Annotated in this window: 8 protein-coding genes; 4 read left to right on the forward strand and 4 right to left on the reverse strand. The window is 56.6% G+C overall.

Annotated features, from left to right (window positions below; translation table 11 throughout):
* Positions 1-49: 49 nt before the first annotated feature.
* Entirely contained in the window at positions 50-3,079 is a 3,030-nt protein-coding gene (locus WCA10_RS19630) for a TonB-dependent receptor (RefSeq protein WP_472824215.1), read from the reverse strand.
* A 438-nt stretch (positions 3,080-3,517) separates the two neighbouring features.
* Here WCA10_RS19630 and WCA10_RS19635 point away from each other — a divergent pair, with 438 nt between their 5' ends.
* Together WCA10_RS19635 and WCA10_RS19640 are read left to right on the forward strand one after the other, a co-directional pair.
* On the forward strand, positions 3,518-6,406 hold the full coding sequence (locus WCA10_RS19635; protein WP_472824216.1) for a WD40/YVTN/BNR-like repeat-containing protein: 2,889 nt from the start codon (positions 3,518-3,520) through the stop codon (positions 6,404-6,406).
* A 100-nt stretch (positions 6,407-6,506) separates the two neighbouring features.
* Positions 6,507-7,691: a tetratricopeptide repeat protein gene (locus WCA10_RS19640; protein ID WP_472824217.1), complete on the forward strand. Its 1,185-nt coding sequence runs from the start codon at positions 6,507-6,509 to the stop codon at positions 7,689-7,691.
* A 56-nt stretch (positions 7,692-7,747) separates the two neighbouring features.
* Here WCA10_RS19640 and WCA10_RS19645 read toward each other — a convergent pair whose 3' ends face one another.
* The 3 genes from WCA10_RS19645 to WCA10_RS19655 all read right to left on the reverse strand — a co-directional run bounded on the left by WCA10_RS19645 (position 7,748) and on the right by WCA10_RS19655 (position 13,169).
* Positions 7,748-8,002, reverse strand: a complete 255-nt coding sequence (locus WCA10_RS19645) for a hypothetical protein (protein WP_472824218.1) — start codon at positions 8,000-8,002, stop codon at positions 7,748-7,750.
* 183 nt (positions 8,003-8,185) lie between these two features.
* On the reverse strand, positions 8,186-11,560 hold the full coding sequence (locus WCA10_RS19650) for an outer membrane beta-barrel protein (RefSeq protein WP_472824219.1): 3,375 nt from the start codon (positions 11,558-11,560) through the stop codon (positions 8,186-8,188).
* Positions 11,561-12,383: 823 nt separating this feature from the next.
* On the reverse strand, positions 12,384-13,169 hold the full coding sequence (locus tag WCA10_RS19655) for a DeoR/GlpR family DNA-binding transcription regulator (RefSeq protein WP_472824220.1): 786 nt from the start codon (positions 13,167-13,169) through the stop codon (positions 12,384-12,386).
* 487 nt (positions 13,170-13,656) lie between these two features.
* On the opposite strand from WCA10_RS19655, the gene WCA10_RS19660 reads away from it, so the two are divergent.
* Positions 13,657-15,609: a beta-N-acetylhexosaminidase gene (locus WCA10_RS19660; RefSeq protein WP_472824221.1), complete on the forward strand. Its 1,953-nt coding sequence runs from the start codon at positions 13,657-13,659 to the stop codon at positions 15,607-15,609.
* Positions 15,610-16,419: 810 nt separating this feature from the next.
* Positions 16,420-18,123 (forward strand): nitrite/sulfite reductase, encoded by a 1,704-nt coding sequence (locus tag WCA10_RS19665; protein ID WP_472824222.1) that lies wholly within the window; start codon positions 16,420-16,422, stop codon positions 18,121-18,123.
* Positions 18,124-18,126: the final 3 nt, after the last annotated feature.

Raw genomic sequence — 18,126 nt, forward strand, 5'->3', positions numbered from 1 at the left:
GAGCGCCGGCGCTCGAGTCGAGCGGCCAAAGGCAGAAGGTGCAGTTCGATCAAAAGGTCAGCCGGACTCCCAGCTGTGCGGCAAATGGTATGCCGACAGTGGTTCCCGGGCCAAAGAAATCGCCCAGACCACCACCGGGAACACGTAACTGGTTTGGATTGTCGATGGGCCTCGTTGCTGTACATGAGGCGTCGGAACAGATGTCGGTGATATTGCCCGACTGGGCTTGATCGACCGGAACCGGAAGAGACGCGATGTTTGTCACGTAGTTGGCGCCGGGGTTATTGCGATTGAAAAGATTGAAGAACTCCGCGAACGGGGTAATTGTATTGTTGTCGCCCAATCTGAAGGGACGGGCGACTCGGACGTCCGCCTGGATGTATGGCGTGCCGCGGAACTGGTCGAGTGCGGTGGTAACGCCGTTGATCTGGATGCGGCCCGAATTATCGGCCGTGGTGATGGTGAACGGCCGTGCGCTCTCGGCCTGTGTGAGGGTACTTACTTCCATTCCCAGAGGGGTCCGCCAGGTTCCTGCCAAAACGAAGCGATGGCGGACATCCTCGCCAGACGGACCATAATCGCCGGGTCCGAATGGGTCGAGGGGATTGCAGACGCCGTTGACATAATCGAAGACCTCACCGAGTACGCAGCCCCAGGTTTGCGCATTGGCCAAGGTGTAGTTTGCGATGAGCGTGAGCTTCCGCGAGACCTGACCTTGTAAGTGGAGCATTAGTGCATTGTAACTGGAGCGATTGTCGGAGTGAAAAACATTCATATCCGGAACAAACGCAAACTGGTCTGGATTGGAAGATGCCGATAATGGAGTAATCAGGTTTGTTCCGCCGCTATAACCATAGGACCGATAGCCGTGGTTCCCCTGCTCGTGGGTGTAATCGGCGCTAAGAGACCAACCAGAGCGAAAGGAATGCTCGACACCTCCGGTGATATGGATCGCGTAGGGTGTCTTGTAGTTTGAGCTTATAAGGTTGCCGCTTCCGCCGGATGCCGAACCGGGAAGGCAGCCGCTGTTTTCATCGCCGCCCGGGTTTGCGACGGGATCTACGCAGGGGCCAGCGGCGATGTTGACGGCCTGGAATGCCGTGGCCCATCCGGTCTGTGCGAGGTCGTCGGCATAGAGTCCAAAGCCGGCGCGCCACACGGTATTGCCCCCCGCACCGGGAGCATACGAAATGCCGAGCCGAGGCCCGAATTGTTTACGATCGTCGCGGGGTGCACTGGTGACTAGCGGAATGTTAAGCGCTTTGAGGGTGAGGTAAGCCGGATTGTCCTGCTGTGTTCGACCCGACGCATCAAGCAACCCGAATGTAGCGCCGTAACGCAGGCCATAGTTCAGGGTCAGGCTTTTTGTCGCGCGCAGAGAATCTTCGACATACAACGCGAGGCGCTGGACATTCTGCGAGAAGCCTCCGCCGAGGTTTGTGGTCGACGCGCCGGCCTGCATGTCCGACGCAAACTGGGACAGGTTGTCTGCACTTGCGTTGTAGTAGTCAGGATTTTGCGGAAACTGATAGAGAGTCTCGTTATTGCTCGGAAACGTACCGCCAAGAACGGGTTCATGAACAAAGTCGACGCCGAATTTGATGGCATGACGGGCGCGCGCATTGGTGACGTCGTAGCGGAGCTGATACTTCTGCTGATTGCGTTCAGACGGAAAGAAGGTAACAGGCGTGGCGAATTGATTATCGCCGAATGTCTCGAATCCAGAGACAGTAAGTGCTGTCGAACTGAAGGGAAAGGCCAGTGCGAATCCAAGATTCGAATTGCGCTGCTGCGTGAGATGCAAGCCACTCGCGCCGAGGACGAGTCTGCCTAACCACGTAGGACTAAAGATGATCTGGTTGCTGACTGCCAGGTCGAGATAATTGTTGTGAGTCAACAGGCCGGTGGAGGGCAGAGTTCCCTGCTCAACCAGATTGTTATGCGTGGTGTAGTTGTCCACCGAGCTGCGCAGAAACCACGAGGACTTCGCGGATTGTTCCCAATCGAAACGTAAAGAGGCGAAGGCGTCTCGAAACGGAATCGGCACATTTGCGGGAATGGAAATGGATGGGACACCGGGAATGAGGCCGTCGGCAGCGATTGCGGCGAGGGCATCGAACTGCATGTTGTTTGCGGGACTGTAGACAATACTGGCATCCTCATGGATCAGTTCAAAGTCGGCGAAAAACCATAGCTTCTGTCGCCGAACGGGGCCGCCCAACGCGGCGACGTAGTTTTGGCGGGAGAATGGCTGTTTGGGATTCGGAGCAGGATTCTCGATGGGAAAACGCGCGTTGAGAGGCGCCGCGCGCTCGTAAAAAGCCGCGTCGCCATGCCACTCATTGGTTCCACGTTTGGTTGTAATCACCACGGAACCAGCGGTGGTACCGCCGGTGTCGGCATCTTCCTGCGCGGTACGAACGGCAAATTCCTGGATCGAATCGGGCGAGAAATTCTGCAGAAATCCGCCAATGTAATCGTCGGAGTTATCGGCTCCGTCGACGGAAAGCTCGTTGTTCAAGCCTGAGCTGCCGCCTGTGGAGACAGCGGTAATGCGCGCTTTGGTGGGGTCAGACGGCTCGACGGGCTCTGTGCCAGGTGCAAGATAAGCGATGTTGGCGAAGCTGCGCTCCGCCAGGGGGAGCGACTCGAGATCGTGCGCGGTAATCACGCTTTGGTGGGTCTGGCTGGCAAGATCGATGGGCTGCGTGGCGATCGACGATCCCAGCGCGTGAACGCCAACAGCCGCCTGCACCGCGGCCGGACGCATGGTTATGGTGATGTCGCGACTACTGCTGACGGAGACGGAGACATCGGCGGCTGCTTCGGCAAATCCTGGCGCCGTCGCTACAACGCGATATTTGCCGGGAGCCAGGTCGTCAATGCGAAACAATCCATGACTATCACTTCGAACAGAACGGCGCTCTTCGTCGGTCGGCGCATAGACGACGATAGTGGCGTCGCCGATTCTGGCCCCGGTCGCATCCTGCAGCGACCCCCGCAGCGCTCCTCCGACATTCTGCGCGACGCCTGTTGCGGCCGCAAAGATGATCACGAGATAGACGGCAAGGTTCTTCATGAATTCTCGAGAGAGCAAAATGGGGTGTTCGTTGGCGCCGTTCCTCTGGATTTTCGCATAACCCCGCAATATGAGGAATAGGGGAAATACTTTTCCGCGTTCTCGGTGTTTGGCCGAGTGGAGGACGCACCAGATCGATCCAGACCTGCGGCCTAAGATTCTCGAAGCGGCAGATGCGCTTAATCGGACAGTTCTGATTCGCGAGAACTATCCGAATTGACCTCGATGCGATGAAGCAGCTTCGAGCCCGTGTGGACAAACAGTTGCACAAAGATGGGGTAGGGTTGGAATTGTGTGCACAAGCTGCGCTTCTTTCGGAGTCGAATACGCCGGCTTATGGCTGCACCGACCTCCAATTTCCTTTACAATCCCATTCAATCGCAATCTGATTGTTTTCCCTGCCGTAGAACAAAATCCCGTTTGCATTGGAGCTCTGCCATGGTTGCCGGCCGACGTCGATTTGCCGCGTCATTCTGTTTGGCTTTTGCGATTCCACTTGGAGCACAGCAATATCCCACCACTATGCTCTCGGGGCTTCAGTGGCGCGATGTTGGGCCGATGCGCGGCGGGCGCACGTATGCCGTTGCCGGAAATGCGGCGCAGCCTGACACCTTCTATATGGGCTCGGTAGGCGGAGGGGTATGGAAGACAGAAAACGCCGGTCGGACCTGGTTTCCGATCGCAGATGACCCGGTGACGGGGATTCCGATTGGCTCAATTGGTGCGATTGCGGTGGCACCTTCGGATCCCAACATTATTTATGTTGGTACCGGTGAGCCGGACATTCGCAGCCAGCATTCGTATGGCATTGGGCTCTTTAAATCGACAGACGCGGGAAAGACATGGCGCTCGATCGGACTTGCGGAGACTCGGCAGATCGGAAAGATCGTAGTCGATCCAACCGATCCGAATCGGGTTTATGTCGCAGCTCTCGGGCACGCTTATGAGGCGAATCCGGAGCGGGGCGTTTATCGCTCGCTTGACGGCGGAACGCATTGGAAGAAGATCCTGGTGAACGCGAAGGATTCTGACAATGTGGGCGCGATCGATCTGGCACTCGATCCGCATGATCCTCGAACAATCTATGCCTCGCTCTGGGCGACGAGGCGACCACCGTGGGCGGTGTATGCACCGTCGAATATGCCCGGCGGAGGGCTTTACAAATCCACCGATGGCGGCGACACGTGGCATCAGTTAACCGGCGGACTTCCAGCGGACGATTACCTGGGCAAGATAGGCATTGCAGTAGCGCCCAGCAATCCAAACCGGTTGTATGCGGTGGTCGATGATCTGGGCACGGCGATTGCAAGGTCGATTCGAGGCGGCCCGGCGGGCGAGAAGGGGCCGGAACCGAAACCTTCGGGAGGGATTTATCTATCGGATGACGCGGGCGCGACGTGGAGACTGGTGAATAACGAACAGCGTCTGTGGGGACGTGGGTGGTACTTCGGGCAGATCAGTGTGGACCCCACCAATCCAGATCGCGCGTATGACATCAATACGTCAACATACATGACGCTCGATGCGGGCAAGACGTGGGTTCCCGTAAAAGGTGCGCCGGGTGGCGACGATTATCACCAGCTTTGGATCAATCCCAAAGATGGGAACCGGATGGTCCTCTCGAGCGATCAGGGAACGGTGGTTTCGGTTGACCGTGCGAAGACGTGGAGCACGTGGTACAACCAGCCGACCGCGCAGATTTATCACGTTGCGGCTGACAATCGTTTCCCCTACTGGCTCTATGGCGCACAACAGGATTCGGGAGCGGTTGGCGTCAGCACCTGGTCGCGCATGGGCATTCTCGATTTCAGCAACTGGGAGCCAATATGTGAGGCTGGAGAGAGCAGCACGGTGGTGCCGGATCCCGACGATGGCAATCTGCTGTATGGCAACGGAGATCAGCGTTGCAATCAGGAACTGAACTTGCCTTCGCCTGCCGGCGGAGAACTGCCCGCAGCCGACCCGAACGATCCCAATCGCAGGACATGGACGCTGCCGCAGGTGTTTTCTGAGGCAGACAAGGCGCTCTACTATGCAAATCAATTTGTTTTCCGCACACGCGATCGAGGCAAGACGTGGTCGAAGATCAGCCCGGATCTCACGCGGCTGCATCCGGTTGTGCCGAAGACGCTCGATGCGGTGACTGCGAGAGACGTTGATGAGCCAATGACGGACCGCTTTGGCGTGGTATACAGCATCGGACCATCTCCGCTCGATGCGAAGACGGTTTGGGTGGGCACTGACGACGGCCTGATTCAGGTGACGCGCGACGATGGCGCGACGTGGAAGAATGCGACGCCACCGGGAATGACTGCATGGAGCAAGGTGTCACAAATTGAGGCTGGACACTTTGACCTGGCGACGGCATACGCTTCAATCGACCGCCATCGGTTGGCAGACGATCGCCCGTATATCTATCGAACACACGACGGGGGAAGGACGTGGAAGAACGTGACGGAGGGCATCCCCGACGGCGCTTTTGTGAACTCGGTGAAGGAGGACACAAAGCAAAAGGGCCAGCTTTACGCAGCCACAGAATTGCGCGTTTACATCTCATTCGATGATGGCGACCACTGGCAGCCGTTGCAATTGAATATGCCGGTCACGTCGGTTCGCGACATTGTTGTGCATGGCGACGATCTGGCAGTAGCGACCTTTGGCCGCGGATTCTGGGTGCTGGATCAGATGGCGGCACTGCGCCAGATTGCAGAACACGGCAGTACGATCGAGGGATCGGCGGCGTTTCTGTATGCTCCCGGAGAGACGACTGCGATTCACCAAGGTGGCCAGAACGGGACTCCGTTGCCGCACGAAGAACCGCAGGAGTTGAATCCTCCGGCTGGTGTCGTCGCTTATTACTGGTTGAAGAGTGCGCCCAGCAATCCGCTCAAACTGGAACTCGTCGATGCGAAAGGCAAGGTGGTTGTCTGCGTCGCGAGCGATACACCCGTGAAGCCAGTCGACACCGAGGCGATCAATGTGCAGGCGTACTGGCTGCAGCCTGCGCCCCCGCCATCCGCGGAGCCCGGTATGCATCGTACGGCACTGAATGTCGTTGCTCAGCGCGGCTTTGGATTCGGGGGACGCAGAGCAGTGCCAAAGCCGCCTGTAGACGCTTGTCATCCTGCGGGAACCGCGGCGCCTAAACCCGAAACGACTCCGATGCGCCGCGGTCGGGGTGCTTCGGGCCTGCAACCCGGGAATTATACCGTTCGGCTGACGGTTGACGGTCAGACGTTAACGCAGCCGGTGAATGTCAAACCGGATCCACGCCCATTGCCCAAAGGTGCGGAGGCTTCGCCTGACGATGACAATGATGACGAGTGACGGATAGTCCGAGCGTTCGAAATGCGTATTGTCAATGGGCGCACGAAGAGATGACGCAACCCGTTTCAAACAAGGCGGGAGCAATTAAGATTCAGTCAATGTGAAACACCATCGGAAACAGACGACGCTTCTGGGGATAGCAGCCGTAGTCCTTTCAATTGGAGTAGCGGCGGCTGTGGCCCAAACCGATCCCGGCCAGGTTGCGTTTTCCCTCGAACGCGAGGGCAAGCTGGCGGAGGCGGAAGCGGCATGGAGCGCGCTGGCGAAGCAGTATCCATCGAACCCGGAGCCGCTGGCTCATATGGGTTTGATCGAATCGAAGAAGGAGCACTACCCAGAGGCGATCAGATTTTACAGACGGGCAATGGCGCTGAATCCGACGATGCAGGGACTGCGGCTGAACCTGGGGATTGCTCTGTTCAAGGCTGGAGATTACCGCGAGACCATCGCGGATCTTGATCCGTTGTTAAAGGCACAGCCCGATGATCAGCGGCTGACAATTCTGGTTGGGATGTCGCAGTATGTACTCGAGCATTTTGCCGAAGCCTCACCGCTTTTGAAGCGAGCTTCAGAGCAGGATCCACACAACCTTACGCTCTTGCTGACACTGGCACATAGCTGCCTGTTATCGAATCAATACCCCTGCGTGCTCGATGCTTATCATCGACTGATCGCATTGAATGCGGAGTCGGCCGAAGCAGACATGCTGGTCGGCGAAGCCCTTGACGAGATGAAAGATCCCGAAGGAGCGATGAGGGAATTTCGCGCGGCGGTTGCAGCGAATCCCAAAGAGCCGAATGTGCATTTTGGATTGGGCTACCTGCTGTGGACGAAGGGGCAGTATCCGGAGGCGGCGCAAGAATTTCAGGCAGAGCTTGCGAACGATCCGCATCATCTGCAGGCGAAGCTTTATATGGCGGACGCACAAATGCAGATGAACAAGATGGAGGAAGCGCGGCCGCTCCTGGAAGAGATCGAGAAGGCAGATCCGAACATCGCAATGCAACACCTCGATCTGGGCATCGTTTTTGCCGATGAAGATCTGAAGCAGGATGCGAAGAACGAGTTAGAAATGGCAGTGAAGCTAGCGCCAAAGAATGTGAACGCGCACTACCGGCTCGCACGACTCTATCGATCCATGGGAATGACGGCACAGGCAAAGATGGAGTTTGACAAGGCGAGCGGCTTGAATAAGGCGGAAGACGATCGGCTGCTAAAGGTCATGTCGACGGTACCATCGACGAAGGGCGCATCCGGAACAACGAAACCCTTAGTGGATCACTAGATTAGCGGATCACTAGATTAGCGGATCACTTGATTGGGATCCGCGGCTCGATGATTTCACTGCGGATGCTGGTGATGGCGCCAGTCCCAGTATTCTTTCTGTTCGTCCTTGTTGCGCTTTTTGAAGTCTTCATGATGACGGTGGGTATCCGTTTCCCACTGCTGGTAATACACCGTCTCACCGCCCCACGGATGGCGGTCATGGTAATACGGATCATAATATCCGGCGTGGACCGTACAGCCGGCAGCTAGCCCGGCCGCGAAGGTGACCAGCGCAAGCGGAACTAGAGAGTGCTTTCTAGTAGAGTGCATTTCGTTCCTCTCACTATGGATACACCTTCTATCCAATTTCACGCTAGATGCACAATTCTGCCTGAATGGTTGCATTGATGGGTGGAGGAGATCTCGCAGTTTGTCTTCAATCTTTGCAGAACTTCGCGGCAAAAAAAATAGGCCGGAGCGCGGGCTCCGGCCTGTTCAGGAGAATGACAACCGTTAGAAATAGAGCTTTGCGCCGATCTGGATGATCCGCGGTTCATGTGCCGTGGTCACCTGTCCGAAGTTGCCATCTTCCAGCGAAGAATCAACGCTGTCAAAATTGGTATGGTTGAACGCGTTGAAGTATTCTCCCCGCAGTTGGAACCTGAGATGGTCGCCAATGTTGACGTTCTTCATGGTTGCAATGTCCCACTTTTGGACGCCGGGACCAAGCAACGATCCAACGCGCTCATTGCCGAAGGCACCGGTGGCCTTTGCCTCTGCGAAGGACGAGGTTGAGAACCATTCTGCCCTGGTCTTGGTCTTTTCAATCTTGGCAGATTGGTTCGGGCGAATCGCGATGTCTCCATCCTGAATAAAGCCCAGGCCATTGATTCCCGTTCCCGGTGCGCTGCCTGCCTGGCACACGCCGCCTGCCACAATGCACGCAAACGGGTCGACCTGCTGCGTAACGGTGAAGGACGAGCCGGAGACGAAGGAAGAAACACCGGAGATCTCCCAGCCGCCCAGAATGTGACCTTCGAAGCCGTGCTGGGATTTGAAGAACGGCAACTCGTAGATGTAATTGACTTCAAGGATTTGGGGCGTATTCGTCGAAGACGGACCGTAATCCATCTTGAAGTCGTAGCTGTTGGTTGCAGAGGTGCCGCGATCATTCGAATTGGTGGTGAGATCTTTCGACCATGTGTAAGCGACGCCCACGGTCAGCCCGCGCGAAGAGCGATGGCTGAGCGAGACCTGCAGAGAGTTGTAGTTGTTGGTGAAGAGTGGAGCCCTGTCGTGCATGTATCCGTAGCCCAGGTAAGGGCGGATCGCATTGACATCGAAGTTTTGGTTGTTCGCTCTGGCGGAGACTGTCGGTTGACCCAAATCAAATTCGCCGAGCAGGTGGCGCGCCAAATTCCCGACATACGCAACTTCGACGGTCGTCGTGGGCAGCAATTGCCGCTGCACTGACACATTGTAATTGGCGTAGTTGGGGGCGCGGAACGTCGGTGTTCCCGTCACGGTCAGCGCGTTGGGACCATACGAGACTGCGTTCTGACCGGATGGGCTATCGAAGGAGGTGTTGTTGATGGTCGTTGTTTGCAACAGAGGTGGATCCTGGAATGCGTTCTGCTCCCAGATTCCGTTGAGCAGGCGGTCATAGAAAATTCCAAAGCCGCCGCGTATGGAAGTCAGTCCGCGGCCATCGGGATTATACGCAAAGCCGAGGCGCGGCCCGAAGTTGGTGTTCTTATTTGGGTTGATATGGTTGCCAAAGGGCGAGCAGGTCACCTGCGGAGAGATTGCCTGCGCCGCTGCGCATGCACCCCCCTGCGGGAAGATGATCCCGTTGGCGTACGTGGCCGGAATCAACGACGTTTCGGTTGGGTCGAAGTTACCAGACGCCGGATTGATAACGGGCGCCTTCGTGGAGCTGTAGATTTGCGGATCGAAGTTGTTGAGCGTGTTTCTCACGTCGGCAGGCGACGGGAACGCGCTCCAGCGAACGCCGAGGTTGATTGTCAGCTTCTTCGTGACTTTCCAATCATCCTGAACATACGCCTCGCTGTTGATGTAGTGGAGGTCGGGAATGATGTCGCGGCTGCCCTGTGAGTAGGTGAGCACATTGCCGAGAAGGAAGTCACCCCAGGAGTTGAACGAGAAGCTCGGACCACCGGAAACCGCGTTCTCAGTCTTGATCATCTGCTGGAACTGGAAACCCGTGCGAAGGGTGTGTTTTCCGAAGCTCATGGCGAGGTTGTCGAAGTAGGTTCGATCGAGATTGCGCTCTTTCCATGGCGCCGAACCAGGGGAGAATCCCTGGACTCCCGTGATGGAGACGGCGGGAACACGGCCGTACGGATCCTTATAGGCCCAATTGTTTGTGAGTGCGCTGTTGACGGTCGATGAAGTGGCAAATTGTCCGGAAGCGATCGTGGAATTGTAAGTGCCCTGGGCGTAGACAAACTCGACCTCATTGACGATTTTGGGAGAGATGCTCCACGTCAGGTTGGCAACGACGTTCTTGCCGGGCGAATCCACAATGGTGTTAACGAGGCCGGGGTAGTTCGGACCGGCCCATAGCCCCATGGGTGCATTCACCGGCATGTCGTCGTTCATGCCGCGTGCGTAGAAGTGCACTTTGTCGTTGAAGTAGTGATCGACACGGACGATGTCCTCGTGCAGGTCGTTCTTGGCCGAGTAAGAGAAGGCATAGTTTCCGCCGCTGTTTGCCGGAAACTTGTCGAAGACATTGGTCAAGTAAACGTTGGAATTTGAACTGTAGCAACTGGAATTGATCTGGGTAGTATTGCTCGCCGCATCGTAGGTTGTGCAACCGGCACCATTCGGGCCCGCGGGCGTAAAGTTACCCGGTACGACGCCACTGAGTTCAGCCGCGGTAGCCACCGCCATGCTTTGACTGCCAGGAGCAGTGTCTTTTTTCCACTCCTCTGACCAGAAGAAGAAGGTCTTCTTCCTGTCGGTGTTGTAAACCTTCGGAATGAAGATGGGGCCACCGATCGTGAAGCCGTAATCGTTGTAGTGATAAACATTCCGCGGAGTAAATGGCGCGTTGACCTTGTTGAAGTAGGAATTGGCATCGAGAGCCGTATTGCGCACGAACTCGTATGCGTCGCCATGGAAACTCGAGGTGCCGTTTTTAGTAGCCACCAGAATCTGGCCGCCGCCTGAGCGTCCGTACCCTGCGTCGTAGCTTCCTCTCTGCAACGTGAATTCCTGGATCGCATCGATGCTGGGCTCATTGGTGATGGTTCCGTTTGAACCACTGTCGTTGATGTCAGCGCCATCTACCGTCCAGTTGTTCGCGGTCGTGCGAGCTCCGTTCACCGCAAGAGCGGTTGCGCCCGCTGATACATCATCTCCCAGCTCGTTCACAACGCCGGGTTGCAGAGTGACTAACTGCTCGAAGCTACGGCTGCTCAGCTCGAGCTCACGCACCTGCTCTCCCGAGATTGTGCCGGACTGCGCGCTGCTCTCTGTGTCGATTGAAACTGGATTGTCTTCCACCGTAACGGTGGTGCTGACGGAGCCAGTCTTCATCTGAACGTTCAGCGAGTGCTTCTCAGCGACGTCGAGTACGACGCCTTTTGCATTGAATGTGTCAAAGCCGGTCGCGACCACGGTGACCGTGTACGTTCCGTTGGTGAGATTGGTGGCTTTATAGAACCCGGTACCGTCGGATTGAACTACGCGCGATGCACCACCAACGCCATTGAGAGCAATGGTAACGGTGGCATTGGGAATGACCGCTCCAGTGCTATCCGTGACAATGCCGCTCAGCGTTGCAGAGAGTTCCTGCGCGCGCGTAACGAAAGGGCAGATGAGGAGCAAGACCGCAACGAGCCCCACCATGACTCGCCGCATATTCAGGCCCCCGCCGATTGTGGAGCGTCCTGGGCCAGGGTTTGAACGCACCAATGAAAGACTTTGATTGAGAACCCGATTCAGGTCAATCATTGCCATCACACCTTTCTTATGAGATCTCGTGGTGTCGATACGCATCCGCGTATGGACGGGTGAATTCAAGAGCTTTCACACGGATTGCGCTTGAACGAATTCGCCCTGGGATTTCCTGAAAGAGACCGGCCGCCAAAACCGTTGTTCCAGTACAGCGGGTCGCGCTGCGAACGGTGCAGATATTGGCTTGCTGATGGGCTTTTCGATACTGGCACTACGCCTCCCAAGGTGTTGCAGAATGGACGGCGATCGGAACTCGAGATATTCGCCGGCCTTGTTGCCGCCGTTGCCGAGTCCCAGAGATCTGCTGCAGGATGCCGGCACGGAGCTTACGGACCTTTACTCGTTGGGGATGAAAATACGACATTCCTGGAGCAATTTCAACAATAAAATGATCGAATAGGACTTAAACAATCACTGCTACGGATTTATTGGCGATGACTAATCGATTTTCCATTGACTCTTGATCGAATTTGGATTAGTTGTCCCAAGAGACTGCAAAGATTGAACAGCATGGATACAACGATCTCGCCCGAAGCGCCGGCAGAGTCAAAATAACTTATAAATTGTTATTATTCAATAATTTATAAAATGCAACCCTGAGATCACTTGTCAAACGAATTCCCGGTGACGCAGAGAATCAGATCTTGTCTCTCGCGTTTGCGGATAATTTGCTCATTGAGCTTAAAAAGGGGCCAAGTGGTAGATCGAAGGGGGAAGCACGCCATTGCTAGGCTCGGATGATGCGCGTCCCCTGCCGCTCGAATGGAGCGAGAGCCTCGGGCGAGGCTCCAACATTGGTGATGATGGTGTGGATTTCACTAGCCGGGCAGATAAACGCCGGGCTCACGTTGCCGAATTTGCTCGCATCTGTCACAACGATGACCTGTTTGGATTGTTTCAGCATCTTGCGGTATACCAGCGCCTCGTCAGCTTCCAATGTGGTGGCGCCCCGTTCGGCATCGAGACCCGTGACGCTCAGGAAGACTTTGTCCATGTACACATCGTCGAGAAACTCAAGAGCCGCATTTCCGGTAAGCGAAAAAGACCACGCCCACGGAATGACGCCTCCAGTCAGGTAGGTGCGAACACCGGGCTGATTGCACAGTTCCATGCCGATGTTGATTGCGTTGGTGATGACCTGGATCTTTTCGCGATGTCGCAGACTCCGACCGATATGAGTTGTTGTTGTTCCTGCAGAGAGCCCGATCGTCTCGTTGGGCTGAACGAGTTCAGCGGCGGCAAGGCCAATGCGACGCTTTTCAACGGCGAACTTCTGTTCGCGAGCTAGAAAGGAACTGTCGTAACGGAATGGCTCATAGAGCAGGGGTTCGACCAGCGTTGCGCCGCCGTGCGTGCGGCGAATCAGTCCCCGATTTTCGAGGCGAGCCAGATCCCGACGGATACTGGGAGCCGAGGAACCGGCGACGGCGAGGATTTCTTCGATACTGGCTGAACCTGCACGGAGCAGAAACTTGATGATGAGTTCACAGCGGCCGTTCAATGTCTCTGGCATGACGCGAACGATTCTACACGCTCAATGGCTACGCCTGCATCAACTTTGCAGATTTTTTGTCAATTTCCCTAGAAAATGGCCGCAATATTTCAATGTGGTGAATGAATTGAAGGCTTTCGATCACAGAATTTGATAGATGAAACCCTTGAGCTAAGCCAAAATCGACGGAAATAGGGCACTTCGGTCCAATTGTCGGAGTCCTGAGTTCAACGAAAATCCAATCGTACCAGTTTCCCGTACTGCCCCTGACACCTAACCTGCGCATCTGATGGAATTTGCAGAGTTTGAATGCCGAGATCTTTTTGACGGCTGCCTTATAATGAGCAATCGAAGGCTAAACGATCAACGCGCATGTAGGTCCTTCTTGGGGGTGATTGTGTCGATATCCTGCGGTCGTAGTTGCGCTGCTCTTATTTTCGGCATTTCTCTGGCGGCCTTTGTTTACGCTCCGGCAATCCATTCGGAGACTCCTGGAGCGCTCGCCCTCATGCCCATGCCGCAACATGTTGTCCGTGGAGACGGGCACCTGAACATTGACGGCAACTTCACCATCGCTCTTGAAGGGTACAAGGATGCGCGGCTTGCGTCAGCACGCAAACGGTTCCTCAACACACTTTCGCGCGAGACCGGAATTCCCTATCACCACGAAGTGACCAGCGGACAAGCCATTCTCACGGTAAGGACCGCGGGAGTTGATGATGCAGTGTTGAAACTGGGCGAGAACGAGTCGTACCACCTGGAGGTCACGTCGTCGCATGCGCTCCTTACAGCGCCAAATCCGCTAGGCGCGATGCATGGGCTGCAAACATTTCTGCAGCTGGTGACGATCACTCCTGAAGGATTCAGCGCGCCGGCAGTAACGATCGACGATGAACCACGCTTTCCGTGGCGCGGATTGATGATCGACGCGGGGCGGCACTTTCAGCCAATGGATGTGATTGAGCGCAACCTCAACGGGATGGAAGCGGTGAAACTGAATGTCTTCCACTGGCACCTGTCGGAGGACCAGGGTTTTCGCGCCGAAAGCAAGATATATCCGCTTTTAACTGGCAAGGGTTCGAATGGCCTGTATTACACGCAGGCACAGATGCGCGAGGTAGTGGAATATGCGCGGGATCGCGGGATTCGGGTCGTGCCCGAATTCGACATGCCTTGCCACACCACGGCGTGGTTCGTGGGCTATCCGGCTCTGGCGAGCGGCAAAGGGCCATACAAAATTGAGACGCAATGGGGAGTCTTCGACCCGGCAATGGATCCGACGCGGGAGAGCACGTTTGAATTTATCGACAAGTTCATCGGGGAGATGACGAGAATTTTTCCGGATGCCTACTTCCACGTCGGCGGCGATGAGTGTGATGGGAAAGAGTGGGACGCAAATCCGCGGATCAAGGCATTCATGCGCACACACGGCATGAAGGACAATGCGGCGCTTCAATCGTACTTCACGGCGAGAGTCCAGAAGCTTGTGGCCGCACACCACAGGATCATGGAGGGCTGGGACGAGGTGCTACAACCGAACACTCCGACGGATGTTTTGATCCAGTCCTGGCGTGGGCCGAAGTCCCTGGCGGCCGCGGCACGGCAGGGAAATCGCGGCATACTGTCGACGGGCTACTACGTTGACCTGAACCAGTCGGCAGCCGAACACTATCTTGCGGACCCATTGGCGGGAGATGGGGCGAGCCTGACACCGGAAGAGAAAAAGCGCGTGCTGGGCGGTGAACCGGCAATGTGGAGCGAATTCACGACTCCGGAAATCATCGACAGCCGCATCTGGCCCCGCACGGCTGCGATTGCCGAACGCTTGTGGTCCGCGCAGGATGTGCGCGATGTGAATTCGATGTATGCGCGACTGTCGGTCGTGTCGGACAAACTCGAATCCTATGGTCTGAAGCACCAGTCATTCACACGGCCCATGCTGCAACGAATGAGCGGGCAGGCTGATCCGAAGTATCTTGCGGTTCTGGCGGGTGTGGTTCAGCCGCCGGTGGGATATCAGAGGGAAGAACTCAAGAAATATGACTGGTATTCACCTCTAAACCACCTGGTGGACGCGGTTCCGCCGGAGAGCGAAATGGCGCGCAAGTTCAAAAACCTAGTCGGGGTGATCGTTGCCGGAAACGCTTCGACGGAGCAGATTCAAAAAGCGAAGAAGTGGCTGACGTTGTGGCGGGATAACGATGCGAAACTCGAGCCTTCGCTGAAGAGGTCAGACATCACGGCAGAGCTGACTCCGGTGTCGGAGACATTGTCCCAGGTTTCTACGATCGGGCTGAGTGCGCTTGACGATCTCGAAAGTCATCGCGTCGCGGATAGTGCGACAACGCAAAGTGGCATGCAAACGTTGAAGTCTGCGGAGAAACCGCAGGCCGTACTGCGCGACATGGTGGTGGCGCCAGTTGAGATGCTGGTGCAGGCTGCCCACGCGCAGAAACCGTAGGCGGCCATCCGGACGAAGGCGGGCTCCGCAGTTGGCAAGACAGAGTCTAGACTCAATCGGGATTCAGCTCGATGCTACTGTGGGGAGAGCTAGCGCATTGAAACAATTTCGACCTCGCCGCTGCGGCGCAGGATGTTGACGCTTACGGAGTCGGCATACCGCTCGCACGCGAGGTCGACAGCTGGCGCTCCCAACCCTGAGGTTGCGAATACGAATATGCTGCAGCTTTTCAGGTAATGCAGGGTGATGTAGATAGATTCGTGACTCGCTGGCGCGGATTTCCAGCCCGAGACAAGCCTGCAGAAGCATGAAGACCGATCCTGCGGCCCATGCCTGCGGCGAGCAAGCGACCGGATACAGGGTCGGCCCTTTTCCGGGGCGGCGGCCGAAGCCGCAGATCAATTCGGGAAGACGGTGGAATATCACCTCGGATGAGAGATCGAGCAATCCGGACGTGATCCTCAAGGCAAGACGGCGTGGCCTGCAGAGGCCAAGACATACGTGCGGGGTAGACCATGCACAAATCAAAAGAGATCGGTGTGGTTTCTCGCGTTATGAAAGATTTGCATTGAGTGGGCTGCGAATGCGCTCTGCTACGCAAGAGTTGCAATTTGGTGCGCATCCTGCGAATATCGATGCATGGAACTTCGGACCTGTTGTCGCCGCTGTATGACGCCTCGCGCGCACAGGTGACCATGGTCTATTAAAGCTTCCATCCTTCCCAAGGTTTCCTGATTGCCCGCGATGCAGCCTTAGCTGTCGCGGGCTTTCTGTTTTCAGCGCATTCCAAATCCCCCTCAAAGAGGTCATATGACTGAAGTTGCCGCTCCCCCGAAAGAGACCAAGGCTCAACGCGCCGAACGCCTGAAGCTCGCCAAGAATCCCTGGGAAGCATTCGATGAAGTACGAACGTTTGCACGCGAGGGGCGCTCCAGCGTGGTCCCGGAGTGGGCCGGCATGTACTTCAAATGGTGGGGTATCTACACGCAGGGAGACGGTGTGGGTGCGACCGGCGGCAAGGGTGGCGAGGGACTTGTCTCTGACCATTTCATGATGCGCATCGGGATCCCGAACGGGATCATTTCTTCGAGCCAGCTGCGAACCATCGGCGGCATCACGCGGAAGTATGCGCGCAACCTGGCCGATATTACGGTGCGTCAGAACATCCAGTTGCACTGGCTGACGATTGAGACCCTGCCCGAGGTGGTGGATGCGCTGGACGCGATCGGCCTCTCGCCGAAGGGCGCTTGCGGCGACGTGGTGCGCAATGTCACAGGCTGTCCTCTGGCCGGAGTCGATCACGAAGAGTTGATCGACGCCTCGCCGATCGCGCTGGAGATTGCACACCTCCTCACCGCGAATTCTGATTTCTATAATCTGCCGCGCAAGTTCAAGATCTGCGTAACGGGCTGCCCCACCTGGTGCTCCTATCCCGAAATCAATGACATCGCGCTGACGCCCGTGAAGCGTAACGGCCAGGTCGGATTCACGGTGCGTGTCGGCGGAGGGCTTTCCAACGAGCCGCATCTTGCGGTCCGGCTCGATGCCTTCGTTCTTCCTGAACAGGCGGTTGCCGTAGTCAAGGCGATCACGGAAATCTTCCGCGATCAGCAAGTTTTGCGCGAAAGCCGCGACCGTGCGCGATTGAAATATCTTTTTATGAAAGAAGGCTGGACGGCCGAGAGCTTCCTTGCTGAGTTGCAATCGCGGTTGGATTTCAAGCTGGCCCCCGGTGTCGACGAGAAGATTCCCGATGAGACGCTCCGCGACCATGTCGGCATTCATCGCCAGCGACAGGCTGGATTGTGCTATGTCGGTGCTTCTGTCCTCCGCGGCCGGCTGACGGGAGAGCAACTGGAAGCCGCCGCCGACCTGGCCGACAAGTATGGCAGCGGCGCCCTGCGCGCAACCGTCTCGCAGAACCTGCTCTTTATCGACGTGCCAACGGAAAAGGCCGCCGCCCTTGTGCGCGAACTGGGCGCCATCGGGCTTCACGTGGAAGGCTCGCCCTTCTGGCGCGGTGCCGTCGCTTGCACCGGAACTGAATTCTGCAAGCTTGCCATCACAGAAACTAAAGGCTTCACGCGCTGGCTGGTAGACGAACTTGAGGAGCGCGTCCCGCAATTTGATCAGCAGCTGCGGCTTCACGTAACCGGATGCCCCAATGGCTGCGGGCAGCACTGGATCGCGGACATCGGCATCGAGGGCAAGAAGATCAAGCACGAAGGCAAGCTGGTGGATGCCTACTACTTCTGCCTCGGCGGGTCGGTCGGGCAGCATGCTGGCATTGCGCGCCCAGTCGGATATCGCACACCCGCCTCGCATGTTCCCGAAGCTATCGCGCGGCTGCTGCGCAAATACCTGGTCACGCGCGAAGGCGAGAGAGAGAATCTGCGCGCATGGTTCGCCCGCCACACCAATGACGAGTTGCGCGGATATCTGGCTGGAGAAATCTTTGCGCCGGTTGAGCGCGATCTACCCACGGGCCGCGTGCCCCACTCCGTAGCAGACTGAGGT

This window comes from Occallatibacter sp. (genome assembly GCF_049582745.1).
In the GTDB taxonomy this organism is placed as follows: Bacteria; Acidobacteriota; Terriglobia; order Terriglobales; family Acidobacteriaceae; genus Telmatobacter.